Annotated in this window: 24 protein-coding genes, 1 rRNA gene and 1 pseudogene; 6 read left to right on the plus strand and 20 right to left on the minus strand. The window is 64.0% G+C overall.

Annotation, left to right across the window (positions count from 1 at the left end; translation table 11 throughout):
* Positions 1 to 35: 35 nt before the first annotated feature.
* From CH268_RS13040 to CH268_RS13090, 11 genes and pseudogenes are all read right to left on the minus strand, one after another.
* Positions 36 to 1046 (minus strand): annotated as a pseudogene (locus CH268_RS13040) (XdhC family protein); the annotation flags it as partial.
* Between the two features lie 7 nt (positions 1047 to 1053).
* Positions 1054 to 1680, minus strand: coding sequence for an SRPBCC family protein (locus CH268_RS13045; RefSeq protein WP_094664503.1), 627 nt, complete (start codon positions 1678 to 1680; stop codon positions 1054 to 1056).
* Positions 1677 to 2180: a (2Fe-2S)-binding protein gene (locus CH268_RS13050; RefSeq protein ID WP_048320102.1), complete on the minus strand. Its 504-nt coding sequence runs from the start codon at positions 2178 to 2180 to the stop codon at positions 1677 to 1679. Before CH268_RS13050 ends, CH268_RS13045 begins: the two co-directional genes overlap by 4 nt.
* The gene (locus CH268_RS13055; RefSeq protein ID WP_255182384.1) at positions 2177 to 4543 is read right to left on the minus strand and encodes a xanthine dehydrogenase family protein molybdopterin-binding subunit; all 2367 of its coding nucleotides are present in this window, start codon (positions 4541 to 4543) and stop codon (positions 2177 to 2179) included. Before CH268_RS13055 ends, CH268_RS13050 begins: the two co-directional genes overlap by 4 nt.
* The gene (locus CH268_RS13060) at positions 4540 to 5391 is read right to left on the minus strand and encodes an FAD binding domain-containing protein (RefSeq protein ID WP_094664505.1); all 852 of its coding nucleotides are present in this window, start codon (positions 5389 to 5391) and stop codon (positions 4540 to 4542) included. The genes CH268_RS13055 and CH268_RS13060 overlap by 4 nt, the downstream gene beginning before the upstream one ends.
* Entirely contained in the window at positions 5391 to 6821 is a 1431-nt protein-coding gene (locus CH268_RS13065) for an MFS transporter (protein ID WP_230591857.1), read from the minus strand. The genes CH268_RS13060 and CH268_RS13065 overlap by 1 nt, the downstream gene beginning before the upstream one ends.
* Entirely contained in the window at positions 6818 to 8077 is a 1260-nt protein-coding gene (locus tag CH268_RS13070; protein ID WP_027497878.1) for an FAD-dependent monooxygenase, read from the minus strand. The genes CH268_RS13065 and CH268_RS13070 overlap by 4 nt, the downstream gene beginning before the upstream one ends.
* A 1-nt stretch (position 8078) precedes the next feature.
* Complete coding sequence (locus CH268_RS13075; RefSeq protein WP_027497879.1) at positions 8079 to 9110, minus strand: hypothetical protein; 1032 nt, start codon at positions 9108 to 9110, stop codon at positions 8079 to 8081.
* The gene (locus tag CH268_RS13080) at positions 9088 to 9981 is read right to left on the minus strand and encodes a carbon-nitrogen hydrolase family protein (protein ID WP_176457939.1); all 894 of its coding nucleotides are present in this window, start codon (positions 9979 to 9981) and stop codon (positions 9088 to 9090) included. The genes CH268_RS13075 and CH268_RS13080 overlap by 23 nt, the downstream gene beginning before the upstream one ends.
* Positions 9978 to 10610, minus strand: a complete 633-nt coding sequence (locus tag CH268_RS13085; protein ID WP_053068835.1) for a flavin reductase family protein — start codon at positions 10608 to 10610, stop codon at positions 9978 to 9980. Before CH268_RS13085 ends, CH268_RS13080 begins: the two co-directional genes overlap by 4 nt.
* Before the next feature lie 158 nt (positions 10611 to 10768).
* A complete protein-coding gene (locus CH268_RS13090) occupies positions 10769 to 11803 on the minus strand; it encodes a formamidase (RefSeq protein ID WP_048320109.1) in 1035 nt (344 codons plus the stop codon).
* Positions 11804 to 11915: 112 nt separating this feature from the next.
* Between CH268_RS13090 and CH268_RS13095 the strand changes: the two genes are divergently transcribed.
* Positions 11916 to 12986 (plus strand): LacI family DNA-binding transcriptional regulator, encoded by a 1071-nt coding sequence (locus CH268_RS13095; RefSeq protein WP_048320110.1) that lies wholly within the window; start codon positions 11916 to 11918, stop codon positions 12984 to 12986.
* Here CH268_RS13095 and CH268_RS13100 read toward each other — a convergent pair.
* From CH268_RS13100 to CH268_RS13115, 4 genes are read right to left on the minus strand one after another with little or no spacing between them, the layout of a single operon-like run.
* Positions 12942 to 13880 carry a PfkB family carbohydrate kinase gene (locus CH268_RS13100; RefSeq protein ID WP_217900914.1) on the minus strand — a complete coding sequence of 313 codons (939 nt, stop codon included), beginning with the start codon at positions 13878 to 13880 and terminating at the stop codon, positions 12942 to 12944. The two genes, CH268_RS13095 and CH268_RS13100, sit on opposite strands and share 45 nt — an antisense overlap.
* Positions 13877 to 15343 (minus strand): purine-cytosine permease family protein, encoded by a 1467-nt coding sequence (locus CH268_RS13105; protein ID WP_094664509.1) that lies wholly within the window; start codon positions 15341 to 15343, stop codon positions 13877 to 13879. The genes CH268_RS13100 and CH268_RS13105 overlap by 4 nt, the downstream gene beginning before the upstream one ends.
* 30 nt (positions 15344 to 15373) lie before the next feature.
* The gene (locus tag CH268_RS13110) at positions 15374 to 16375 is read right to left on the minus strand and encodes an ADP-ribosylglycohydrolase family protein (protein ID WP_094664511.1); all 1002 of its coding nucleotides are present in this window, start codon (positions 16373 to 16375) and stop codon (positions 15374 to 15376) included.
* A gap of 33 nt (positions 16376 to 16408) precedes the next feature.
* The gene (locus tag CH268_RS13115) at positions 16409 to 17146 is read right to left on the minus strand and encodes a GntR family transcriptional regulator (protein WP_209205438.1); all 738 of its coding nucleotides are present in this window, start codon (positions 17144 to 17146) and stop codon (positions 16409 to 16411) included.
* A gap of 283 nt (positions 17147 to 17429) precedes the next feature.
* Between CH268_RS13115 and CH268_RS13120 the strand changes: the two genes are divergently transcribed.
* On the plus strand, positions 17430 to 19181 hold the full coding sequence (locus CH268_RS13120) for a pyruvate dehydrogenase (RefSeq protein WP_094664515.1): 1752 nt from the start codon (positions 17430 to 17432) through the stop codon (positions 19179 to 19181).
* A 47-nt stretch (positions 19182 to 19228) separates the two neighbouring features.
* Here the strand turns inward: CH268_RS13120 and CH268_RS13125 are convergent, their stop codons facing one another.
* A complete protein-coding gene (locus tag CH268_RS13125) occupies positions 19229 to 20707 on the minus strand; it encodes a carboxylesterase/lipase family protein (RefSeq protein WP_094664517.1) in 1479 nt (492 codons plus the stop codon).
* Between the two features lie 140 nt (positions 20708 to 20847).
* Between CH268_RS13125 and CH268_RS13130 the strand changes: the two genes are divergently transcribed.
* On the plus strand, positions 20848 to 21540 hold the full coding sequence (locus tag CH268_RS13130) for a TerD family protein (RefSeq protein ID WP_032369113.1): 693 nt from the start codon (positions 20848 to 20850) through the stop codon (positions 21538 to 21540).
* A 1-nt stretch (position 21541) separates the two neighbouring features.
* Here the strand turns inward: CH268_RS13130 and CH268_RS13135 are convergent, their stop codons facing one another.
* On the minus strand, positions 21542 to 22633 hold the full coding sequence (locus CH268_RS13135) for a DNA polymerase IV (RefSeq protein ID WP_094664556.1): 1092 nt from the start codon (positions 22631 to 22633) through the stop codon (positions 21542 to 21544).
* Positions 22634 to 22667: 34 nt separating this feature from the next.
* On the opposite strand from CH268_RS13135, the gene CH268_RS13140 reads away from it, so the two are divergent.
* A complete protein-coding gene (locus CH268_RS13140) occupies positions 22668 to 23096 on the plus strand; it encodes a DoxX family protein (protein ID WP_094664558.1) in 429 nt (142 codons plus the stop codon).
* On the opposite strand, the gene CH268_RS13145 is transcribed toward CH268_RS13140, so the two are convergent.
* Positions 23090 to 24082, minus strand: a complete 993-nt coding sequence (locus CH268_RS13145) for an isopenicillin N synthase family dioxygenase (protein ID WP_094664560.1) — start codon at positions 24080 to 24082, stop codon at positions 23090 to 23092. The two genes, CH268_RS13140 and CH268_RS13145, sit on opposite strands and share 7 nt — an antisense overlap.
* Before the next feature lie 86 nt (positions 24083 to 24168).
* On the opposite strand from CH268_RS13145, the gene CH268_RS13150 reads away from it, so the two are divergent.
* Together CH268_RS13150 and CH268_RS13155 are read left to right on the plus strand one after the other, a co-directional pair.
* A complete protein-coding gene (locus CH268_RS13150) occupies positions 24169 to 24837 on the plus strand; it encodes an SIMPL domain-containing protein (RefSeq protein WP_094664519.1) in 669 nt (222 codons plus the stop codon).
* Positions 24838 to 24861: 24 nt separating this feature from the next.
* The gene (locus CH268_RS13155) at positions 24862 to 25611 is read left to right on the plus strand and encodes a YqjF family protein (RefSeq protein ID WP_255182385.1); all 750 of its coding nucleotides are present in this window, start codon (positions 24862 to 24864) and stop codon (positions 25609 to 25611) included.
* Here the strand turns inward: CH268_RS13155 and CH268_RS13160 are convergent.
* Together CH268_RS13160 and rrf are read right to left on the minus strand one after the other, a co-directional pair.
* Positions 25590 to 26192, minus strand: a complete 603-nt coding sequence (locus CH268_RS13160; protein ID WP_094664521.1) for a DUF6188 family protein — start codon at positions 26190 to 26192, stop codon at positions 25590 to 25592. The two genes, CH268_RS13155 and CH268_RS13160, sit on opposite strands and share 22 nt — an antisense overlap.
* Before the next feature lie 133 nt (positions 26193 to 26325).
* Positions 26326 to 26419: ribosomal RNA gene (gene rrf, locus CH268_RS13165) — 5S ribosomal RNA — on the minus strand; the annotation flags it as partial.

A 26419-nucleotide genomic window follows, 5' to 3' on the forward strand; every position in this document is an offset into this window, starting at 1 on the left:
GATCGCCCGTTGGACACCGCAACCATTTCGGCGACGATCGACAGTGCGGTCTCCCCAGGGGTGCGTCCGCCGATGTCGAGACCGACGGGCGACGACAACCGCGCGAACGCGTCCTCTCCGACACCTCTGTCGACAAGACGTTCACGTCGGTCCTCGTGCGTTCGGCGGCTGCCCAACACACCGATGTAACCGGCAGGGGTGCGCACTGCGACGTCGAGCAACGGGACATCGAACTTCGCATCGTGTGTGAGCACGCACAGGGCGGTGGTGTCGTCGATCGACCCCTTGTCCCACTGGGCCGTCAGATACTCGTGCGGCCACGCCACGACAACCTCGTCGGCGTGCGGAAAGCGCTCCTCCGTAGCGAATATCGGCCGGGCATCACACACCACGGTGCGGTAGCCCACGATGGTTGCTGCGTGGGCGACGGCGTCGGCGAGATCGAGCGCGCCGAAGACGATCAGGAGCGGTGGGGCCCGAAACGATCGCACGAAGACCTCGACGATGTCGTCGTCGACGTCGATTTCCCGCAGTCCACTTGCACCGTCCGCCAACATCACCCGAGCGAGCGATACAGCTCGCTCATCGAGCACCGGGTGTCCGATGGAGCCGGACGAGCCGTCGGCAGTCACCACGAGGTGTCCGCCCGCAGCACCGGAGGCGACCGTGACCTCGGCAACCGACGATCGCGATGTTATTCGCGCCAACAGTTCTGCGTAGTGCGGGCGACTGTCTCGATCGACCCTGTCGACCACAACGTCGACCGTTCCGCCGCAGGTGAGGCCTATGGCGAACGGGTCGTCGGCAGCGACGCCGAACCTCAGGCGGTCGACGAGTCCACCCGTCGCCGCCGACACTGCCGCATCGAACACTGCACCTTCGACGCATCCGCCGGACACCCCGCCGAGAGCGGTACCACCGGCGTCGACGGCCATGACCGCACCGACGTCCCGCACCGCGCTGCCTGAGGTCGCCACGACAGTAGCCACACCGAACGGTCGTCCGTCTACGAACCAATCGTGCAGTGTGCCGGCGAAGTCGAGCATCGCGAACCTACCGACGTCCGAAGGCTCTGGAGACCAACCAGCCCTCGACCATTCCGGCGAGAAAGATCCCCGCGACCGGTGCGTACTTGCGCACCGGTTCGGGCATCAGAGACATCGCATTCAATTCGCCGCCCATCGGACTCGGAACAGCGGTCTTCACTGCTGCAGGCGCGGTGGGATCGGCCGTAGCCGAACCACTGAGCAACGCACCGAGATTGACGGCGAACTGTTGCAACACCTTGTTCGACACCGCCACGATCGCGCCCTTGCCGAACGAGACGATCTTGCCGCTGATCACCAGATCGGTGTTCAGGGTCAACCGCGAACGGTTACCGATCGCCTCGACCGCGAGATCGACCTGAGCCTCGGCATCACCGTTTCCATGCGAGTCCGCACCCTTGGCTTCGAGTGTGAGCGTGCGGGTCTCGGCGTCGACTTCGAGGAACCGAATCGTGCCGGCGTACGACGCGCTGATCGGCCCGACCTTGACCTTGACTCCACCCAGGAAAGTCTCGCCGTCCTTGCCGGTGATAGCGGCCCCGGGTACACAGGTCGCCACTTTCTCGACGTCGTTGATCAGCCTGAAAACGTCGTCCGCGGACGCGTCGATGTCGAGGGTGTTGGTCAGTATCACGGGGAAACTCCTTTCGCGCAGCCGACGCAGCGGCGCTGTTCGGCGCACGAGTCGATGGCCTCGACGATGGTCTGGTATCCGGTGCAACGGCAATAGTTCGAGGCAACCACCTCGCGGATCTGTTCCTTGGTGGCATCGGGATTGTCGGCAAGATATCCCTCGGCCAGCATCAGGAATCCCGGCGTACAGAATCCGCACTGCAGTCCGTGGTGGTCCGCGAACGCTTGTTGCAGATCGTTCAATTCGCCGTCGACGCTCAATGATTCGACGGTCCGAATCTCGGAGTTCTCCACCTGCGCGGCAAACGTCAAGCATGCGCGCGCCGGCTTGCCGTCGATCAGGACAGTGCAGGCCCCGCAGACGCCGTGCTCGCAACCCACGTGAGTTCCGGTCAACTGCAGGTCGTGCCGTAGTACGTCGACCAGGGTGCGGCGTGGTTGGGTGATCACCTCGTGCTCGGTACCGTTGACGGTCAGTTCGATCAGTTGCTTGTTGTTCATGGCCTTCCCTTCACCAGCGCCGCATGTACAGCAACGGGAGTGATCGGTGTGTCGTTCAGTTCCACTCCGGTGGAACGTAGTCCGTCGTTGACGGCGTTGAGCACCGCGGCCGGTGCGCCGATAGTGCCACCCTCACCGGCTCCTTTGGCCCCGGATTCGGTGAACAGGCAGGGAGTTTCGAGGTGGTGGATCTCGATGTCGGGAATCTCGCACGCGGTGGGCACCTTGTAATCGATGAAGCTGGCGCACAGTGGGTTTCCGTGGTCGTCGTAGGAGACCTGCTCGAACAACGCGCCCGCGATACCCTGGGCGATCCCGCCGCGACACTGGCCCTCGACGATTTTCGGATTGATGGCCACCCCGCAGTCCTCGACGCACACGTACTTCAGGATCTCCACTTGCCCGGTGCCCTCGTGTAATTCGACGACGACACCGTGTGTGGCGTTGGAGAACGTGCCGTCGTTGAACACGTCGAAGCTCGCCGTTGCAGACAACCCCGGCTCGACCCCCTTGGGCAGCAACTGCGCCTTGAGGTACGCGACATCGGCGATGTCCCGGTAGGTGACGTACTTCGAGTGATCGTCGCGCTGACGGACACGCCCCGACGCCAGCTCGACGTTGTCGTCACGGGTCTCCATCAGGTGCGCTGCGATCTCACACAGTTTGTCTCCCAGCTTGTTCGACGCCAACGCCACTGCGCTGCCGCCGATGGTGATGGAGCGAGAGGCGAACGATCCGAATCCGTAGGTGATCCGGTCGGTGTCGCCCTGCACGATCTTCACCTGTTCGACGCCGATGCCGAGACGATCTGCGACGATCTGCGCCATGGTGGTCTCGTGACTCTGCCCGTGGCTCATCGTTCCGGTGGTCACGACGACGGTGCCGGAGGTGTCCATCCTGACCTCCGAGATGTCGAACCCCGGCACCACGTTCATCTTGCGGGCGGCGAACGCGCTACTTCCGTACCCTGTTCGCTCGCTGAAGCAGGAGTACCCGATGCCGATGTGCCTGCCTTCCGCTGCGGCTCGTTGTTGGAAGTCGTACCACCCACCGTCTCGTACAGTCTGCTCGCACAGATTCAGAGCCTCGAGGTAGGAGCCCGGGTCGTAGGTGATGTTGTTGACGCCGGTGTACGGGAAGGCAGTGATGACGTTGCGACGCCTGATCTCCACTGCATCGAGCGCCAGTTCACGGGCTGCGCGCTCGAACAGTCGCTCCATCACCATGACGTACTGCGGGCGTGACACTCCGCGGTACGGCGCGGTCGGTGCCTTGTTGCTGAACACCGAGCGCCCTCGTACCCGGTACGCCGGAACCTGGTACACCCCCGGCATTTCCGCCGACGCCATGAGCGGCTCGATACCCGCGGTGAACGGGTAGCAGGAGTACGCGCCCATGTCGCACACGACATCCGCGTCGAGGCCCACTATGTGTCCCTCGGAGTCGAAAGCGGCCCGCACGTCGTATTGCTGCTCGCGCGCCAGGAACGAAGCCGTCAGCGCGTCTTTGCGATCCTCGATCCACTTGACGGGACGGCGGAGCTTCAATGCTGCGGCGGCGACCGCAATCTCCTCGCGGCCGACGACGCACTTCTGCCCGAACCCGCCGCCCATGTCGGGCACGACGACTCGTACCTGACGTTCGTCGAGACCGAGACACTGCGCCGTGACGGTGCGAACCTGGTGAGGGACCTGCGTGCAGATGTAGATGATCAACTGCTCGTCGCGGTCGTCCCAGTACGCGATGCATCCGCGGGTCTCGAGCGGCAGTGCGTTCTGACGTCCGGTCCTGGACTGCACGGACACCACGGTATGCGCGTCGTGGAATATCTCGTCGATGCCGTCGGTGGCGAACATCTGCACGTCCACGACGGTGTTGCTCGGAACCGAATCGTGAACCAGGGGCACGCCCTCGGACATGGCCTGATCTGCGGAGGTGACGGCGGTGACGGTCCGGTACGACACTCGTGCCGCTTCGAGCCCGTCCTCGACGACGTACGCATCAGCGGCGACGACGATCGCCAGCGGCTCACCGACGTAGCGCACGACGTCGTACGCCAGCACGGGCATGTCGGTGGGCACGAATTCGCTCAGCGGACGGGACAATTCGGCACGGATCGGCTTCAGGTCCAAGTCCGCCGCGGTGAAGACGCCGCGCACTCCCTCGACGCCGGCGACGTCCCCGACATCGAGACCGGTGATCGATCCGGCTGCGACGGTGCTGCGCACGAACTGGGCATGCAACATTCCCGGCATCGCGATGTCGTCGACGAATCTGCCTCGGCCGGTGAGCAACCGCGGGTCTTCCCGGCGCGCGACCGAGGTGCCGACGAATTTCGGCGTGAGAACCTGCTCGACGCTCACGTGGGCACCCCCTGCGATACCAGTGCGTCGCTGCAGGCTTCGGCGACCAACGTGCGCACCAGCGTGCGGCGGTACTCGGCGGTGAACATGCCCTCGTCCTCCAGTTCCAGCGCTTCGGCTGCGGCATCCGCGCAGTCGGCGAACGTTCCACCGGCAACAAGCGCGGCCTCGCCTGCCGGTGATCGCATCGGGGTCGCACCGACCCCCGCGAGGGCCACGCGTCCGCCGACCACCGCCACGCCGTCGAGATCGAGGGACACTGCTGCACCCACGATCGCGAAATCTCCCTGCCGCTCGGCGTATTCGGTGACTGCGGAATGCGGTGCCGGGTTCGGGAACACGATCTCGACGATCATCTCGTCGAACGCCAGATCGGTGGAGTAGTACCCGAAGAAGAACGAGTCTGCCTCGACGGTTCGCCGCCCCCGCACACTCTCGACGACGATACGGGCGTCCAGCAGCATGGCGAGCAAGCACCATTCGGCGGTGGCGTCCGCATGAGCGATGCTGCCGCCGACGGTCCCACGGGTACGGATCGGGTAGTGCCCCACCCACCGCATGGCATCGCGCAGAACAGCGAAGTCCGTTCCCACGTCACCGGATTCGACGTCGTGGTGGGTGGTGAGCGCTCCGATGTGCAGGCCGTCGGACTCTCGGCGGATGTAGCGCAGAATGTTCAACCCACCCACGTCGACCAGATGCCCGGGCCGGGCGAGGCGGAAGTTCATCATGGCGACCAGGGACTGGCCTCCGGCGATCAACTTCGCGTCCTCGCCCAGCTCGGCCAGCAATCGCACTGCACCCGAGACATCGCGCGCCCGGTGGTAGTCGAACTGTGCGGGCTTCATCAGACCCGAGCCTCGCCTGCGACTACCTCGGTGGGTTCGTCGACGAGGGTATCGAGCTCGCGGCCCTTGGTCTCGGGTGCGAAGTACGCCATCCAGATCACCGCGAACAACACGAACGCGGTGACGATGCCGAAGGTCAACGGCAGACCCAGGATCGGCCACATGACGGAGCCGAAGAGCAGTGGCGCAAAGCCGGTAGCCACCCGACTGACCGAGGACGCGTACCCGAATCCCGAGGCGCGGATATTGGTGGGGTACAACTCCGAGACGTAGCAGTACAGCACGGGGATGGTCAGCTGGATGACGAATCCGAAGATACCGAGCCAGATCAGCGCCGCCGACTGGATGTCCAGCATGACTGCGAACATGACCAGGGCACTGCCGGCGATCGGGCCGGACAGTCCGATGACCCACTTGCGTCCGAAGATCTCCACGATGAATGCGGAGGTGAGCACACCGACGATGCCGACTCCGGTCATGAGCGTCGTACCGGCGAAGGCCGCGAATTCTCCGTAGCCCTCGGCGCGGAGGATGGACGGCATCCAACTCAACGCTGCGTAGTACAGCAGCATGATCGACACGAACAGCATCCACGCTGCGGCAGTGATACGTGGGCTGTAGCGCCACACCGATTTCAGCTGCGTCAGAGCCGCTTTCATTCCGCCCGGACCCTTCGGGGCGGTATCGGCGACGATGACGTACTCGACGGCGTCCGATCCGGTACGGGTCACCATGTCGTCGATGACGGCGCGGGCCTCGGCTTCTCGGCCGACCTTGGCGAGGTAGATCGGCGACTCCGGGATGCCGCGCCGGACCCAGAACAGCAGCAGCGCAGGCAGAACCATGAACAACAGCATGTAGCGCCAGCGAACATCGCCGTCGATCGGGACGAGCAGTGTTGCCACGACGCCGCAGATGGTGGCACCGATCGGCCACCAGACGTCCATCGCGGACAGAATCTTGCCGCGAATGCGGCGGGGCGAGAATTCGCTGACCAACGCGTAGTCCACCGGGATGCAGCCGCCGAGGCCGAATCCTGCGAGGAACCGCAGAACGATGAAGATCTCGAAGCTCGGGGCGAAAGCACCGAGGACCGAGAACAGCGCAAAGATCAACAGCGTCAACGAGAATGCGCGTTTTCGTCCGACGCGGTCGGCGATCGTTCCCCACACGACGGCTCCGACGGCCATACCGATCAGGTTGCCGGTGGCGACGAGACCGCGCTCGGCCTGGGACAGATCCCAGTAACTTCCGAGCAGGGGGGTCAAGAAGCCGTTCAGCGCCACGTCCCAGGCGTCGAACATGTAACCCAGCCCGCCGATGATGAAGATCTTGCCCTGCACTCCCCATTTCCAGGGGAGCTCCTGTACTACCTGATCACCAGTCTTCATCGCAGCCTCCGGCGCGGTGTTGTGGTCCGAGGTCGTCATCGGACGAACGAGTAATGGAATTTCTCGTCGTCGCTGTCGTCGAGCGGTGTACCGCTCCACAGCCAGTCGTACGAGATGTCGGACTCCCCATCGAACGACGCCAGTGTCGCGTCCCGCTTCTGCTGCTCGGGTCCATCGGGTATGTGGTAGAAGGTCTTGTTCTGCAGGCTCGCGTCCTGCACCATCCGCGCGTGCCGGGCCCGGCGAAAGACGTAGCGCGCCAACGCGTCGTCGATTCCGCTCGAGGTCACCTTCGCGAGTTCCTCGGCGAGCACCGCCGCATCTTCCATTGCCTGCGATGCGCCCTGCGCCTGGTACGGCAGCATGGCGTGGCACGCATCGCCCAGCAGCGCGACGCGGCCGTCGGTCCAACGCGGGTCGGGTCTGCGGTAGTAGAGCGCCTGGCACAGCACGTTCTCGTCGGCCTTGGACAGCATCGCGTGGGCGCGGTCGTCCCAGTCCGGGAACGTCGCCATCAGTTCCTCGGGCCCGACGAGCCGCGGTCCGCCGTCACGTACTTCATCCGTACACGGTGCCAACGCAACGACATTGAGGTACTCGCCGTTCCGGATCATGTAGTGCACCAGGTGACGGTCGGGTCCGTACCAGATGGTGCTCTGGTAGCGATCTACGAGCCAGCGGGTTGCCGGATCCTTGACGATACGGTCGCCGGGAATGAGTGCGCGATACGCCATTTCGCCGGAGAACACCAGCGTGTCGGGCAGGCCGATGAGATCGCGTACCGTCGAGCGGATTCCGTCGGCTCCGATGAGCAGATCCGATTCGTACCGTCGTCCCGCTCCGGTGACTGCGACGGGCCGCATCGGGTCGGTGCGGTCGACCTCGACGACCTTCGCGTCGGTCTCGAACACTACAACCGGGCCGGGGCCGTCGGGGTCGAGGCACTGCGCATGAATGGCAGAGTGCAGGTCTGCGCGGTGGTAGTGCCAGTACGGCGCGTTGAACGTCTTCTTGCAGTATTCGCCGAGCGCGGTGAGCGCGATGACCTTCCCGTTCTCCCAGCGCCTGCGCACCTGATCCATCGGCTCGGTTTTGATCTCTTCGAGTTTCTCTCGCATACCGAGGGCGATGAGAATGCGGCTGGCGTTCGGTGCGGTCTGGATGCCTGCTCCGACCTCGCCGAGCTCGGCGGCGGCTTCGAGTACCGTTACCTTGATTCCTCTGTGCCGCAGCGAAAGCGCTGCGGTCAGCCCGCCCAGGCCGCCGCCGGCGACGACCACTTCGATCGGAGCCATTTCAGTTCTCCACCAATCGACCTTCGGTGACGACGTCGATGCCGTCGATGGATACCGTGCAGGCGCGCATTCCGATGTCGAGGTGTGCGTAGGAGTCTCGGCCGAGTACAGGGTGCGGGCCGGTGGACCACAGGAAGCTGCCGGCGAACGCTCGCGCGTCCATACCCATGATGTCGTCCTTGCCGTACATCGCGGCCGCGAACCAGTCGCCGGTCTTCATCAAGCCCCAGCCCATGTGGGACAGGTAGCGCGCCCACTTGTCGTTGGAGTCGGCGAAGAACATGTTGAGCAGTGCAGCTTCACCGCCGCCGGTCACCTCGTCGATGTGGCCGTTGGTGACCGTCAGCGTCGTCTCGTCCCGGACGTATTCCTTGAACGGCAACAAGATATCGCCCTCGGACAGCACGATCTTTCCGTTCGAGATCTCCGGCCAACACAACACCATGGTGGACGGCCAGTGATCCCAGCGGCCCTTGTCGTCGGCGAAGCCCACCTGGAACTCGGGCTGCGAATTGCTCAGTTGCACGGTGAGATCGGTACCGGCTTCGTTGGTGATGCGCATGGTCGAACCGTTGCGGATCAGATCGACGCCTGCCTGGACCCGCTCCTTGTCGCCGTCCTGCGGCATATTCCTGATAAGCACGTCCGGGGCGTCGCACACGAAGATGATGCGTGTTCCGGCGGCCAGGATCTCTTGCTGGATAGGCGCGTGAATGAAGCCCTCGCTGGTCAGATCGACCACGAGATCAGCTCCCTTGAGCATGTCCTGTGCGACCGAACTGTTCATGACCGACACAAGACCGGGGCCCGCACCGGTGTGGGTGCTCGGCATCGGTGCCGGACTGCCGCCGGGAACGGTGGCCGAAAGTACCTGTGCCCCCAAACTTTGAGCCGCTCCGAAGGCAGCCGAGACGTAATCCCCACGGCTCGAAGGCTCCGCGAGAATCACCACCTGCTCTCCTGGCTGCACTTTGCACAGCTCGAGCTGACGGGTGAACGCGCGCAGGAGATCAGCTGATCGCAGATCGAACATCTCGGTTCCTCTCGTGAGGGTTCTCGGTTGAATCGTTCTCGGTGATTCCGCCCAGGCGGGCAAGGTCTTTCAGATAAGGAATTTCGTCGCGTGCGTCGAGCAACTCACGGCGAGTCACTGTTGCCGAGACCGATCCGACGCTCTCGTCCATCTCGACGATGGTGCGTCCTTGCGGTCCGACGATGACGCTGTGGCCCGCGAACCGTGGGCCGTCGCCGGTCTGTCCGGTGAGTCCGGCGGCCGCGACGACGACGCCGTTCTCGAGTGCTCGGGAACGGGTGAGCAACTTCCACACGTGCAAACGGACGTGTCCGAATGCCGACGGTACGGCGATCACATCGGCTCCTCGCTGGACGAGGTCGCGGACCGTCTCGGGGAACCCTGCCTCGTAGCAGATCACGACGCCGATGGTGCCGAACGGAGTGCTGACCAGCAGTCCGCTCTCAGCGCCAGGAGTGAACACCGATTTCTCTCGGTCCCACAGAAAGCGCTTGTGTCCCAGAGCGATCAGGCCGCCCGGGCCCACGACGAGCGAGCTGTCGAAGACGATTCCGTCGGCATCACGAAACGCGATGGCCGTCACCAGAACCGTGTCGGTCTCGGCGGCCAGCGCTCCGAGTGCGGTCGACGTTCGACCGGGTACGGACTCGGCCATCGTTTCGATGCTGTCGAGATCGTAACCGCTGGCGAACAATTCGGGCAGAACGATCACCTTCGATCCGCCCGCGGCGAGAGCCTGCACCTCCGAGCGCACCGCGTCGATGTTCTGCTGCCAGGCTCCTACCCGCGAACCGGTCTGCACCACAGCGATGTCGAAGGTGTCGACAACCGCCCCGGTGTCGACACCGCGCAGACGGGCCGAGGCAGTCACTGCGCCACCCGGTTCATGTCGGTGGTGTAGAACGGGCCCGCCAGTCTGCCGAGGAAACGGTGTTCGAGAGTATCGACGTGCAGGTCGGCGGTGAGCAGGCCAGGCCTGCTGGTCACCGCCGTCACGGTCCCCAACACCAGAGTGTCCGTGCCGAGCGCAATTTCCTGCATCGTGCGGCATTCGAGAGACACCAAGGATTCGAGCACCGACGGGGCTGCGACGGACACCGACGGCACTGCGGTCATGCGCGAGAGCTCGAACTCGTCGACGTCGGCGTCGACGGTGGCGAAACTCGCGGTCACCGCATCGACGGTGTCCGCGGACGGAATGTTGACGACGAATTCGCCGGTCTCGCGAATGTTGACCAGTGTGTCCTTGAGCTCTCCAGGGAATCCGATGCGTTCACCGATGGAGATCATCAGCGTCGCCGGATTGCGCGACGCGACATTGAAGAAGCTGAACGGCGCCAGGTTGCGGACGCCGTCGCCGGAGACCGTCGAGATCCAGGCGATAGGACGCGGCTGCACCGCGCAGGACAGCAGTTTGTACACATCCCCCGACGACATCGAATCGATGTCGTGGCGGGTGCGATCCGTGAGCTCCAGAGAGTCGCCTACCTGGGAAGTCATCGAAACGAGCCTTCTTTCGCTTGCTGTGCAACCGGTCGTGCAACCGATTGCGTTGCCCTGACGATAGAGGGGTTTCTCGGTCGATGTCGAGCTTTGGCCACAAATCCGAAACCAATTAATGGCACCGTTACACGGGCACCGGCTGCGTAACCTGCGCCTTACTCGCCGCGCATCCCGGCCCTGGCCGTATCGATCGGACTGCCGTCTCGACGCGGCGGCCCGTACCCCTCCGAGGACCCGTCGACAATGCGAACCTCGTCCTCCCACGGAACTCGGTAGGTTCCGTCGGCGAGATCGCGGACGTAGGTGTACGGGCAGTCACGCGCCCCTCCATCGAGCGCGGTGTACCCACGATGCCCCAGTTGATAGATGTTGTTCTCCACTCCCCACTCGCGACGTGCCGCGTCGGCCCTGGCCGGCTCGATCGACACGGTCACCACCCGATCGGGTGTCGAATCGCCGCGCTCGACGATCGTTCCTTCGTAGTCGCACACCATCGCCTCGCCCATCGACGGGATGCCGTTGCCGTCCTCCCCCGCCAAACAGACCGAGGCCGTGTACGCCAGGTTGTGGAATGCATTGGCCTCGTTGGTGATACGCCAGGACTGCCGAAGAGGGAACTTGTAGCCGGCTGTACGCAGCAGCACGTTCGCGCCGCGGTAACTCGCTTCACGGGCGACTTCGGGGAACATTCCGTCGTGACAGATCAACAACGACAGCACCGAACCCTTCGGTCCCGGGCAGACCGGCAGACCGATGTCGCCGGGCTCCCAAGGCTCCTTGGGCGTCCAGGGGTGAAGTTTGCGGACGTACAGGGCAATCTCACCCTGATCGTCGACGATTATTCCTGAGTTGAACGGCGCTCCACCGGGGTTGCGTTCCATGATGCTGAAGCACCCCCACACCGTCGACTCACGGCACGCGTCGCGCAATCGCTCCACCTGCGGACCGTCCATGTCGCACATCACCTCGTCGGACGCCCACGACGATTTGCGTAGACCGTGCAGCGAGTACTCCGGGAAGACCACGAGGTCGAGCGCCGCGAACCCGGCCTTCGCCTCGCGCAGCTGCCTGCACACGCGATCGGTCGTCGCGTCGACATCGTCCAAGCTCGTGATCAGCGGAACCTGCTGCTGAACCAGGCCGAGCGTGAGCGACGTCGGCGACGGATTGAGACCACCAAGACCTGTCATCGGATGTCCGTTCCTAGAGGGCAACTTGTTGCGCAAACGATTGCGCACGGTGCTAGCTTAGGGGTCATCAGGGGTCGGGGCAGCGCCGACGGAGGATCGAGGGGAACCGCCAGTGGACAGCACCAGTTCGGGGAGCGTCACGCTCAAAACGGTTGCAGCGGCTGCGGGAGTGCATGTTTCGACCGTCTCCCGTGCTCTGCGACGCGTTGCGCTCGACCCGGCAGGTGCGAGCGCCGGAGATCTGCGATTGTTCGAGCTGGCCCGCGATATGGACTACGTCCCCAACCCCAACGCGGCGAGCTTGACCACCAAGAAATCCACTGCGTTCGGAGTACTCGTCCCGCGATTGACCGATGTGGTGCTCTCTGCGATGTACGACGCCATCGAGGAAACAGCGAACCGTGCCGGGTACGAAACCTTCGTCGCCAACACCCACGACGATCCGATTCAGCAGCGTCGACGCATCGACCTGTTGCTCGGCCGCAACGTCGACGGCCTCATCTTCGGTGATGCTCGCCTCGACAGCGAGAACCTCGAAAACCTCCAGCGCCGAGGGATCAAGTTCGTCCTCATCAGCCGTAGATACCCGGGAATGACCTCCGTGACGTGCGACGACCATCGGGGCGGCTACCTCGCCGGTGAGCACCTGGCCGGACTGGGCCACACCCGAGTGGGGATCGTGTCCGGCCCGGGGTGGGCCAGCACCGGAATCGACCGCTTGGAGGGCTGCCGCGCTGCCCTCCGCGACGCAGGCATCGACGTTCCGGACGAGTACGTACGGGAAGAGGGGTTCGATCCCGATGCCGGAAGGCGCGGGGCGAGCGCCCTTCTGTCGCTGCCGACTCCCCCGACAGCGATCTTCGCGACCAACGATTTCAGCGCCATCGGAGTGCTCGGCGTGCTGCGTGAGTCGGGTCTGCAGCCAGGACGCGACGTAGCCGTCGTCGGCTACAACGACATCTCGATCTGCAGCGAGTTGACCGTTCCGTTGACGACGATTCACAGCCCACACCGCGAAATCGGCACGCGCGCAGCAGAGATGCTGCTGGCGGTCACCCATGGGCTTCCGGTGTCCTCGATGGCGTTGACACCGAACCTCGTCGTGCGCGACTCGACGGTTCCAGGACGGAGTCGTCTCTCACCCGTCGAGAGGACGACCGCGGATCAACGCGTCGGTACGTGACCGAGGCGGAGCCGTCGCCGGTCCTCGCTCGGTGACCGCAAGTGCTGCAGCAGCATTGGCCCGCAGTGCCGCGTCGTACAGACCGAGCCCACGGGACAGCCCTGCCAACAACACCCCGGCGTGAGCATCACCCGCGCCGTTCGAGTCCACCGCCTGCACCTCGAACCCCGGAACCGATTGCGACGTTCGTCTACCGCCCGCAATTCGACAACCGTCCGGACCGGTACGGAGTACCACCGCCGCATCGGGCCGCACCCTCGTCACCAATTCGGCCGCGATGGAATCGATATCGACCTCATCCGTCATGAGCATGCCCTCGCGTAGATTCACGCTCACGATGTCGGCACGGGCGAGAACGGCGTCCACCACGTCGCGGTTCAGCGTGGCGATCAATGGGGACGGATCGAACAGCACCGTGACGTCCGCGGGAAGCGTCGGCAGCCACGCGGTCAATGCTGCGGCGTTGCTCTCGTGCGCCAACCCGTAGCCGGTGACGTACACCAAGTCTGCACTCCGTACCCCTGCCGCCTCGAGGTCCCCGATACTCAGTTCCGCCTCGGCCCCCGGGTAGGTCACGAACGTGCGCTCGGTGTTCGCATCGACGAGGGCGATACAGAATCCCGAGTCCTGTTCAGCCGGTGTGGTATTGACTATGCGGGCACCGCTGGCGGACAGAGCTTCGCGGACGATCGAACCATAGTGACCGGACCCGTATCTGCCGGCGAAGACCACCGGCAGATCATCACGAATCGCGGCGACCATCACGTTGAGTCCACCGCCCGCGGTCTCGTTCAGTGACGTCGCTACGACGTCACCTCCCGGAACCGGCACTTCGGGTACGGCCATCACCACGTCGACGATCACCTGACCGGTATGGATCAGTCGCGGACTCACCGAGAGACCGTCTCGGTCCGCCGCGCTCCACCGGTGACGAGATAGAGCCCGGCGGCGATCACGAACGACGCCACCCAGCCGAGTCCGTTGTCACCGATCCAGCTGCCGGACAGCGGTCCGGTGTAGATCACGTCGCCGTCCACCGTGATCGCAGTGAACAGGAAGCCCACCACGATTCCCGCCGCCCAGCTCGCGAAGGCGTACCAGTTGACTCCGCCGGTGTACCAGTAGCGACTGGTGTTGCCCACGTTCATGATCGATGCCGCGTCGTACGTCTTCCGTTTGATCATGTCCGTCATGAACACACCGAGCCATGCCGTCAGAGGTACGGCGAGAACCGAGATGAAGGTGATGAACGGTCCGTAGAAGCCGTCGGAGATCAGCATGAAATAGATGGCGCCGACGAACGTGACGAAGACGTCGACTCCGACCGCATAGACCCGCTTGATCCGGAAACCGAGGGTCAACGTGGTGAGACTGGCCGAATACACCGAAAGATGGTTGGACAACAGCAATCCGCCGAATGCGGTGATCAGATACGGAACGGCCATCCAGGCCGGCAGAATTTCTCGGATTGCCGCAACCGGATCCGATGCGGACGCAAGGCTGTTGTCGCCTGCCGACAGCAGCGCGCCGAGTCCGATCAGCAGAACGAGGGGAATTCCGGCTCCGGCCGCGCTGGACAGCACCAACGAGCCGGCTCCCACACTCTTTCGTTGATATCGCGACATGTCGGCTCCGGCATTCGCCCAACCGATACCTGTTCCAGCAGCGATGGTTCCGACACCGATGACCATCGCACTGATGGATCCGGCCGGGGTACTGGTCACTGCAGTCCAGTCGACGGTGGCGATCAGGAAGATTGCGACGAAGATGTTCAGCGCACCGAAAATCCACGTGGACCAGCGTTGGATGACGAGGATCGCCGCATGCCCCAGACCGCTGACCACCAGTGTCAGCACGATGAAGACGACAATGGAGACGATCGTGACGAACGCATGATCCTTCGCGATGCCGGATCCACCGAAGATCAGTGTGAATATCGACAGCAACACGAATGCCGCGGTCGTGGTGTTGACGGTTTCCCAGCCGAGCCGCGACATCAGCGAGACCAGTGTGGGGCCGATGTTTCCGCGAACCCCGAAGGTGGCCCGCGACAACGTGAGACTGGGTGCCCCGCCACGTTTGCCGGCAATCGACACGATTCCGACGATGGCGAACGAACCCGCCGCGCCCACCAGGGCGACAATCAATGCTTGCCAGATATTCAGACCGGTGAAGACCACCAGGGTGGCCCCGAGCGGTAGACCAAGAATGGAAATGTTCGCGGCGAACCACACCCAGAACAACTGCAGCGGATTACCGTTGCGTTCGTCGTCCGGGACGGGCTCGATCCCCCGAGTTTCCAGCGACAGTACGTCGACTGTCGTGTCCGATGCAGACGTGGAAGCGGATGAGGTCATGGTTGTGCTCCAAGGGTGAGTCGAACTGTGTCAGTTCGTGTTACGGAGAGCAAGCAGTCGATCGACGATGGGCTCCAGATCGAGCTTGTTCACGTCGGTTACCGTTCGTATCGCTTCGCCGGGCCACGCTGCCAAGCCGCCGACGGCGCCGCGAATTGCGCCGGCTATTGCTGCGATCGTGTCGGTGTCGCCGCCGATGGTGGCGGCTGCCAGTACGACGTCCCAAGGGTCGTCGTACGCAACGGCCAGAGCGAAGGCCGCTACCACTGATTCCTGTGACGCGACGGAGGTGCCGATGACGTCTGCCACTGTGTCCGTGATGTGCCGGTCGGTGGATTTCCCTACCAGCTCGACTGCCCAACGAATACGGGCTGCGATGTTTCCACCGGCGACCCAATACCCACGGGTAGCCCCCTCGGTGGCCGCGGCGACACCGATGTCGACCGCCTCGTGCAATTCCGCACCCTCGATCCCGGCGCTGACGGCTCCGGCAACCGCTGCGGCGGAGGCTATTCCGAGAGACGTATTGTGGGTGACGAAGCTGCAACTGTAGATCGCGTCGACGAATGGCGCGATACCGCCGTCCAACGATGCCGCAATTGCCGCGGGCGTTATTCGCATGGCCGCACCGTTGGTGCTGCCGAACTTGCCCGCCTCGTTCGGGTCCGCGCCGTCGAGTATGCGTTCCACAGCTCGCTTGGTCGACGGTCCGAGCAGATCCAACGATCCGCGCGCGGACATCTCGGACTCCCACGCGATCAAGGCGTGGGCGAAAGCCGAGGGATCGACCCTACCGTCACCGTCGATGATCAACTGGGCCAACATGATCGCCTGCTCGGTGTCGTCGGTGATCGAGCCCGCCGACATGCCGTGCGCGATCCGCTGACGGGGACCGGCGGCGACGAATCCGCGTAGTTGGCCGTAATCCTCAGCAATGTCCCAGCGGCACATCGATTGTGTCGGCATTCCCAGCGCGTCTCCCAGCGCCAGGCCATAGAAAGCCCCGAGGGCGCGATCGCGTGAAGCAGACATCGAAACAGTCCTCGCAGAGAGTGGGGTCATCGGTCAGGAATTGAAAGTGAGATGGAGCCGGAAGCGGTCGGGCGCGAGCAGGCTGACGACCTTCTCGACGAACCGACCCGACGCGTCTCGACTGACACGAATGCTGTGCAGGTACGGGGTGCCCACCGGGACTTCGAGAACGGCTGCATCGGCCGCGTCGACGGGAACCACCGAGACCCATTGCTCGCCGCTGGCAGCCACGAGCCCCGCAGACCTCAAGGTTGCCGTCAGCGATTCTCCGAGCAATCCGTTCTCGGGCAGGTCCGCAAGCGAACCGAGCGCCGGAACACGGCTACGCTCCAGCGACACCGGTCGCCCGTCTACCACGTGCCGCACTCGGTCGACGGCAACGAAGTTCAGCGTGGAAGTACCGGCCTCGGCTGCCAACTCGGGGTCGACGATGCGCTCGACCCGGAGAGTGCGGGTGTGCATCTCGACGCCCGCGGAGGACAGGGCCCGCGCCCATCCGTCCGCAGTCTCGATCTGATGACCATCGAATGTGACGAGTGATCCTATGCCGCTGCGCTTTTGGATGAGGTTCTGTTCTTCCAATTCGCTGAGCGCCGATCGGATGGTTCCGCGACTGACAGAGAACTCACGGGCAAGGTCGTTCTCTCCGGGCAAAAACGAGCCTGAGGGGATATCGCCGGACTCGATGGTGTTCTTGAGCGAGGCGAGTACCTGTTGGCGCTTGTGCCGTGCGCGTTCCGGTGTGCGCTGAGTCATAGCGGGCTCGGTCATGTCAGTACCGTACATCCCAAGAATGAACCTGTACAGAGCCTGTTCATTTAAATGTCGCCATCGGCAGACAGCACGTCAGGACAGCCCCAGTCTTCGATGAGTGCTGGCAGGAATTTCGCCACGTGACGGAGATCGCGACGGGCCTCTACCTGGGCTTTGCTCTTGCGGTAGTGATCGCGCTGCACTTCTATGTTTCGTACACCCTCGGCGCAGGGAAGGCGTCGAGAATGCGCACAGGGCACATCGACCCCGAGGCGCGCTACTACATCCGAGGAGAAAAACTATGTCCACCACAGTGGCCGATCAACTCGTTCGCGGACTCGTCGACGCCGGAGTACGGCGCATCTACGGAATCGTCGGCGACAGTCTCAACCCGGTGGTCGACGCGGTGCGTCGGACCGGAGGAGCGGCCAAGGGCGGCATCGACTGGATCCATGTTCGCCACGAGGAAGCCGCGGCGTTCGCGGCATCGGCGGACGCGCAGACCACCGGCACCCTCGCCGTGTGCGCCGGCTCCTGCGGACCGGGTAACCTGCATCTGATCAACGGGCTGTTCGACGCACACCGTTCCGGCGCACCGGTTCTCGCGATCGCATCCCACATTCCCAGCAGCGAGATCGGGTCGGGGTACTTCCAGGAGACGCACCCCGATCGCCTGTTCGTCGAATGCTCGCTGTACAACGAGTTCGTCTCCACCGCCGAGCAAGCACCGCGCGTCTTCCGCGCTGCGATCAACGCAGCGATCACCGGCGGCGGAGTATCGGTGGTGACGCTCCCCGGTGACATCGCCGAGCTGTCCGCTGCCGGCGCAATGGATCCCATCGCCATTCCGTCGACTCCCGTCGTCACTCCGCCCGCCGCCGACACCCAACAGCTGGCCGACGCCATCAACAATGCCGAGAAGGTCGCGATCTTCGCCGGCTACGGCGTCAAAGGTGCCCATGACGAGGTCGTCGCATTCGCGGACACCATCGGCGCTCCCGTCGGACATTCGTTGCGCGGCAAGGAGTTCATCCAGTACGACAACCCGTACGACGTCGGCATGACCGGTCTGCTCGGCTACGGAGCTGCGCACGCCGGTATCCACGACGCGGATCTGTTGATCCTGCTCGGCACCGACTTTCCGTACCAACAGTTTCTTCCCGAGGATGTCGCGACCGCGCAGATCGACATCGATCCGACCAAGTTGGGCCGCCGTACTTCGGTGAAGTACCCCATCCACGGAGACGTGCGTGCAACTCTGAACGCGTTGGCTCCGTTGGTCACTCGCAAGACCGATCGCCGGTACGCAGAGAAGTGGTTGGACAAGCACAACGATCTGATGGGCAAGACAGTCGGCGCGTACACCCGCAATGCCGAGGAGCTCGTCCCGATCCATCCCGAGTTCGCCGCGTCCGTGCTCGACGATCTGGCCGACGACGATGCCGTGTTCACCACCGACACCGGTATGTGCAACGTGTGGACCGCCCGATACATCAACCCCACCGGCAGAAGAGCTTTCGTCGCGTCGATGCTGCACGGCTCGATGGCCAACGCGCTACCGCACGCCATCGGGGCGCAGTTCGCGCACCCAGGCCGTCAGGTCGTCTCCATCTCGGGTGACGGTGGATTCTCGATGATGCTCTCCGAACTCCTCACCGTGGCGATGTACAAGTTGCCGGTGAAGATCGTCATGTTCGACAACTCGACCCTGGGCATGGTCAAGGCCGAGATGCTCGTCGACGGCCTCCCCGACTTCGGTGTAGACGTGCCACAGGTCGACTACACCGGAATCGCCAAGGCTGCGGGCATTCACGCGCAGCGCGTAGACCAGCCGGGTGATATTCGCGGCGCACTCGAAACCGCGTTCGCCACGGACGGGCCCGCTCTGGTGCAACTGATCACCGATCCGCTGGCACTGTCGGTGCCGCCGACTCTCACCGGCGAGCAGCTCAAGGGCTTCGCGCTCGCGATGAGCAAGGTGGTCCTCAACGGCGGTGTAGGAGAAGCAGTTCGGATGGCGAAGTCGAACCTGCGTAACGTTCCGCGCCCCTGATCCAGATACGGCACCGGTGGTACGGCATGTACCACCGGTGCTGTCGTCTACCGGATCTTGTCCCACAGCTCTCGCTGCGCCGCACGAGGATCCTGCACCGAAGCCGAATCCTCGTCGAACGTCATGACCGTTCGCTCCGACCCGTACGGGGCCCAGCCCGGATCGCCTGCCGTGACGAAGTCCACCCAGGCGCGGTGAGTCCGGTCGGCGAGTTTCTGCGGAGGGTTCGGCCCGAGGAGCAAACCTCCGGTGCCCTCGGCGAGGTTGTCGAAGACGAACGGGATCTCGATTGCGTGGCAGGCACCCAGCTTGCCCTCGTACGACGGTGACGGCCAGGCGAATTCGTACATATACGTCGCGGAACCCGAACGAGCCTCGGCAATACGGATGACAGGAATTCGGAAGAACCAGTCGGTCATCGCGGCCATCATGACCTCACCTGCGGTGGCGTCGGGTGTGTCGGCGCGGTAGAGCTCGAGCACCCGGTCTGCGTCGGCGCCCATGCCCGCCATGGCCATTCGCAGCAGATTCTCGTCGATGTGCCGGAACACCCCGCTGGGTACGAAGAACAGCGCATGTTCGTCGGAGTTGGATCCGACCATGATCTCGACGTCTGCGGTGGAGCCAGCGGCGATCGCATCGATCGGCCGGGCCGGCACCACGTCCCCGTCGATGTGCGGCTCGTACGCCATGACGTTGAGGACCAGCTCGCCCCACAGACGCGGATCGGGTTGCTTGGCAATACGATTCGACAGCGCGGTCTGCGCGGCCGTCAAGTCCGCCACCGGCACCGAACCGAAGCCGTCGACGGTGGGTTCCACACCGAGGTCCGACGCCAACGCCGCGGTGACCTTCTTCGCGGTCTCCTCCGTCAGTACGTGGTGCCCGCCGCCGCTCTGCAGGATGGCGCGGCGAAACAGCCCCTTCGCGCGTGGCATCGACAGCAGCGTGCCCACACTCATCGCGCCCGCCGACTCCCCCGCAATCGTCACCTGAGCGGGGTCGCCGCCGAACGCCGTAATGTTGGCGGCCACCCATTCGAGCGCCGCAACCTGATCCAGCAGACCGCGGTTGGCGGGCGCTCCGTCGATCGCCAGGAATCCGTCGACGCCCAATCGGTAGTTGATGGTGACGCACACGATTCCGTCGCGGGCGAACGCGGTGCCGTCGTACGTGGGTACCGCGCCGCTGCCGTTGGTGAACGAACCACCGTGAATCCATACCAGTACCGGCAAGCCCGCAGCCTCGACGTCGGGCGTCCAGACATTCAAGTTCAGGCAATCGTCTCCGTCGATCGCCACCTCGGACAGAATCTGGTCGATCGGGCTGGGAAATCCGGGCTTGGGAGCCGTCGGGCCGAATTCGGTGGCCTGCCGGACGCCCTCCCACGACTCGGGTTGCTGTGGTGCCTGAAAGCGGTGTGCACCGAAGGGCGGTGCTGCGTACGGGATTCCCTTGAAGGCGCTCACCCCCGCAACTGTGCGACCACTGAGTTTCCCTTGCGCGACCTCTACGACCGGGTTCATCGGTTCCTTTCGGTTTCGAACGTGAGAACTCCATAGTGCACGCCCGGCCCACGTCGTCGACTCCGGTTGCGGTTATTCTCGACGGACCGCCCAAACCGGACATCGCGATCCGGAACTCGACCGTTTCGGAAGGCTCCACGATGGCCATCGACTACACCCGCAAGCCCTCCCAGCCAGCCCAGCCCGCCGCGTCGGTCAACCTGAGCAAGGTGACGCTGTCCAAGGCGTCGCCCACCATCAGTTTGACCAAGTCCGGTGAGAAGCAGGGGTCGATGCGGGTGAATCTCAACTGGTCGAGCGGGGCACCTGCCGCGCAACCGAAGAAGAAGGGCTTTCTGGCGAAGCTGGCCGCCGCGTCGTACGGCACCGGAGGGGTCGACCTCGACCTCGGCTGCCTCTACGAGCTGCGCGACGGTTCCAAGGGCGTCGTTCAGGCACTGGGAAACAGCTTCGGGTCGTTGCAGCAGCCGCCGTTCATCGCGCTCGACGGCGACGACCGCTCGGGCTCGGTCAGCGGCGGAGAGAACATGCACATCAATCTCGCCGACCCCGACAAATTCACGCGCATTCTGATCTTCGCGATGATTTACGACGGCGCGCCCAACTGGGCTGCGGTCGACGGCGTGGTGACCCTGTACCCCACCAGCGGTCCACAGGTGGAGGTTCGCCTGGACTCGGCCGAGAACTCGGCACGGATCTGCTCGATCGCGTTGCTGCAGAACACGTCCGCCGGGATCACCGTGACGCGCGAGGTGGAGTACATCCAGGGCAGCCAAGCCGATCTCGACAAGAAGTACGGCTGGGGAATGAAGTGGGCTGCCGGCCGAAAGTGACCTAGGACGCTGGTTTCGGTTGCGGCGGAACCATTTCCAGTCGCACACCGATCAAGCGAACCTCTCGACTGTGGTCGAGCCGGTCCACCAGGGCCACCGCGGCCGACGTGAGAGTCGCTGCATCGAAGGTTGGCGGGCCCGCGATCGGCGCGCTGACGGTATGCGTCGCGAACGGGGCATACCGGATCTTCAATGCTGCGCGGACCGCAGGTCGGTTCTCGCTTTCGATGTCTGCGAGCACCTTCGACGTCAAATTCGCGACCTCGTCCCTGATCACGGTCCAGTCGGCGACGTTGGTCTGGAACGTGACTTCCCGACTGTGTGATCGCGCGACCCACGGTTCGGATGTCACCGGGGACAGCTCGATCCCCCTACCCTTCGTACCGAGCCACGGCCCGATCTTCGGCCCGAACGCCGCGGCAAGGTCTGCGTCGTCCGCATCGGCCAATTCACGGACGGTGGTGATACCGAGTGCAGCAAGCCGGGTGGAGATCTTCTTGCCGATTCCCCACAGCGCATCGGTGCCGCGCTCTCCCATCACCTCGTACCAATTGTCCTGGGTGAGTTGGTAGATACCCTGAGGCTTGTCGAAATCGGTGGCGATCTTCGCTCGAAGCTTGTTGTCCCCGATCCCGACCGAGCAATGCAGCCCGGTCGCATCGAACACCGCGTCGTGCACGGTCCTGGCGAATGTCCTCGGATCGTCGGTCTCGACGCCCAGGAAGGCCTCGTCCCAGCCGATCACCTCCACCACCACCCCGAGGGAACGCAACGTGTCCATCACCGCCGCCGACGCCTCGTCGTATGCCGGCTTGTCGACGGGAAGAAAGACGGCGTCGGGAATCTTCTTCGCTGCGATCCGCAGCGGCATTCCGGATCCGACGCCCTTCGCCCGCGCCTCGTAGGACGCCGTCGACACCACCCCACGCTCGGTCGGATCTCCCCTGCCGCCGACCACGACGGCTTTGCCCACGAGGTCGGGGTTCCTCAGCACCTCGACCGCTGCGATGAATTGGTCGAGATCGACGTGCAGTACCCAGCGCCGCCGAGTGGCATCGGTCGACGCATGCTCGGTCGTGGTGGTCCCGGTCATGGTCACCAGTGTGCCCGTGGTGTCTCATGGCGCAATGACGAAATCGATATCTCGGACCATCGGCCGGATCGTGCTGGGAGCATTTCTCGTCTTCGCCGGTCTGAGCCATCTGTTCTGGGCACGCAGCACCTTCGCGGCCCAGGTACCGACATGGATGCCCGTCGACACCGACTTCGTCGTCCTGGCTTCGGGCGTCGTCGAGATCGTTCTCGGTCTTGCTCTCCTGTTCTGGACTGCTCGCTCAGCACTCGTGGGATGGGTGGTGGCCGCCTTCTTCGTCGCCGTCTTCCCAGGAAACATCTCTCAATTCGTCACGCACACCGACGCGTTCGGTCTCGACTCCGATGCCGCACGCGGCATCCGACTGCTGTTCCAACCTCTTCTGATCGTGTGGGCGCTGTGGGGCACCGGTGCCTGGGCACAGTGGCGCGCCTCGAATGAGGGTCGCAGACAGCGTCACTGAGCGGAGCTGTGCCCAGCGGGAACGATGCCGTGGTGTAACAGCGCCACGTCGGGATGTGCGCGCGTCCGGGATTTCCAGGCGTTCGCCCCGTAGGTGTCGTAGATGGGGTTGTCGGGATCGTCCTCGACGCCACGTGAGTGCTGTGCCAATTCCGGTGGCAGCGTGATGATCGGTACGACGGCATCGAGTGCGGGACTGAGGAAGTACGGCACCGATACCCGGTCGGTGCCCGGCCCGGGGGCGATCACCCGATGCCGCGTCGCGCAAAGGTAGCCGCCCGTCGCCACTTCCAACAGCTCACCGATGTTGACGATGAATGCGCCCTCCAGAGGCGGCACATCGACCCAGGTATCCGTGGTCGTCTCCACCTGCAAACCGGCCGAGTCCGGTTCGACCAGGAGCAGCGTCAACACCCCAGAATCCTTGTGCGCACCCACACCCTGTGAGTGATCCGGCGTCCCCGGGTAGCGCACGACTTTCATCAACGTTGCCGGCGCGGTGCCGAACGCGTCGTCGAACACGTGCTCGTCCGCGCCGAGAGAGGCCGCCCAATGTCGGAGCAGCGCGAGTCCGATCTGCGACACCGATCGCTCCCACTGCTCGAACGTCTCGCGGAAGCCCTCGGGTTCGGACGGCCACAGGTTCGGTCCTTGCAGATTCCAGTAGCCCTGCGCATGCTCGATCGCCGGCCGCTCGGGACCGATGTCGATCTGCTCGCGCCAATCGACCCGACCGTTGGTCAGCTCGCCGCCCACTCGCGAATAGCCGCGAAAGTGTGGGCTCTTCAGTTGACTGATCTCGTCCTTGACGGCGTCGGGCACCGCGAAGAATGCCCGCGCCGAACGCAACACGTCGGCCATCCGGTCGGTGCCGATGCCGTGTCCGACGAGGTAGAAGAAACCCGAATCGTGGGCGGCCTCTCGCAGAGCCTGTCGGAAGGTGTGTGGGTCGTCTTCGGACGACTCGAGATCGAGAACAGGGAGCATGACCCGATTGTCCTCCGCACCTGACGCGTCGGCCAGCAGTGTTGAGATTCGATGAATCCCCGTGCCCGGATGCCAGACTGGACGCCATGAGCCCGGAAGCACTCGACATCACCGTCGTCGGTCACGGCGAGGTGACCTACCCACCCGAACAATGCACGTTGTCCCTGACGGTGCGTACCGACGGCCGCAGCGCCGAGTCCGCGTCGGAGCCTGCGGGGCAACTCGTACGTGAGCTCACTCGCCTCATCGAACCCCTCTACAACAGTGAACACGGGCCGATCGATCGATGGACCATCGATCAGGTTCGGCGTTCCCGTCACCGCCCGTTCAATCAGGACGGCGAACAACTTCCGTACGTCTATCAGGCCGAAGCGTCCGTCGAAGTGAAGTTCAGCCAACTCGACCTGGTGGATGCCTTCGTGTACGCGGCATCCGCTCTCGAAGGGGTCTCGATCGACCACTTCGACTGGGACCTCACCGAACCGAGCAGGAAAGCCCACACCCATGAGGTCCGCGAACGTGCAGTGCAGGATGCTGTGTCCAAGGCAGAGGCCTATGCGTCGAGCCTGGGAAGGGTGAATGTGAAGGCCGTGGCCGTTGCCGATCCCGGACTGCTGACGGGGTCTGCCGAACGCGGCGTCACCGAGCCGTCCCACCGCATGCTTGCCGCACAATCCGGGCCCGCCGCGTTCGCCCTGAAGCCCGAGAACATCACGATCTCCGCCAGCGTGCACGCCAGATTCACCGCCTCCTGACGTGGCGCGCCTACCCTCGAGTACATGAACCGCGACGATGCCCGACGCCTCTGGCCCCGGCCACCGCTGTTGCCTCGTCCGATTCTGATGGACCAGCGGTGGGAACGACTCGTCTTCCTGCACTGGCGAGTACCGAGTTCGGTCGTCGTGCCGCTGTTACCGGACGGGTGCGTACCGGACGAGTTCGACGGTTCGTCGTGGGTCGGTCTCATCGGGTTCCACATGGTCGGCGCCGGTCTCGGATATCGGCACCCGGTGCCGTACTTCGGGACCTTCGGCGAGATCAATGTACGGCTGTACTCGATCGACGCAGAAGGCCGACGCGGTGTCGTCTTTCGCTCCCTCGAGGCGACCCGACTCGCAGTCGTCGTGGGCACCAATGCCGCACGCATCCCCTACCGGTGGGCATCGATCGATATCGACGACGACCAGCGAACAATTTCCTACCGAAGCCGGCGGCTGGCACCGCCGAAGCGCGGTGCGACGACAGACTTCGGCATCGTCCGGGGCACACGCGACATGTCCGACGACCCGCTGGCGGTCTTCCTCACCGCACGGTGGGGACTGCACACCGCGCTGGGCGAACGCCTGCTGTACGTGCCGAACGTGCATCGACATTGGGCCCTGGTGGACGCGGAACTGACCCACTGCTCGGATCAATTGGTTGCCGCTGCGGGTCTACCGGGGGTCGGTACTCGAACACCCGACTCGGTGCTCTACTCGGACGGGGTCGCAACTCAGTTCGGCAAGCCCTATGTGGTCCGTGGTCGGTAGAAGATGACGTGCCCCGACGACAACTCGACGACCCAGTCCCCGCCCGCCTCGGAACTAGAAGTAACGCTCTCCCGAAGCACCAAGTAACCCGCGTCGAGCGGTAGATCGAAATTCAGGCAAGTTCCGTCGGAGAATTCTACGGAAGCATCGTCGCCGGTAGATATACGAACGACGGTCGCACCGATCGAGGGCAGACCCTCCCGAGTGGATACTTCGTCGCTTCGGTGCGGCGGTGCCGGCCACGATTCGACGGTGCCCTCGGCACCACACAGCACGGTCGACCCGTCGGCCGCACAGAATTCCCACGACTCGACCTCGGGTCGTGGATGGGCCACAACTCGCGTCCGTCCGTCGAAAGTCAGACGGAGAACTCCGGATTCGTCGAAGTCGGCATCATCGCAGACGAGACCGAGCAACATGGCGAACGCCCTGAGTCCCTCGAATTGATTGTCTTCGTCGACGACAAGATCATCCACGACGACTTCACTGAACGCGACAGTGGCACCGCTGGCGAGTTCGATGGTCAGGTCGAAATCGAGCAGAACCTTGTGGACGCGCTGGCCGTCGACGGGAAGTTTCATCGAACACGACTGTGCCACACGAATCCAGCGCGGTACACAGTGCGGACGCGTTCTTTCGATTGTGTTGTGTTGGTGGTGGTTTCGAATGCAAAATACCCCTGACCGTGAGGTCAGGGGTATTTTGGGATGTTGTGTTCGGCGGTGTCCTACTCTCCCACACCCTGTCGAGTGCAGTACCATCGGCGCTGGAGGGCTTAGCTTCCGGGTTCGGAATGGGACCGGGCGTT

It is taken from the genome of Rhodococcus sp. 06-1460-1B, from assembly GCF_002258475.1.
Taxonomy (GTDB): Bacteria; Actinomycetota; Actinomycetes; order Mycobacteriales; family Mycobacteriaceae; genus Rhodococcoides; species Rhodococcoides fascians.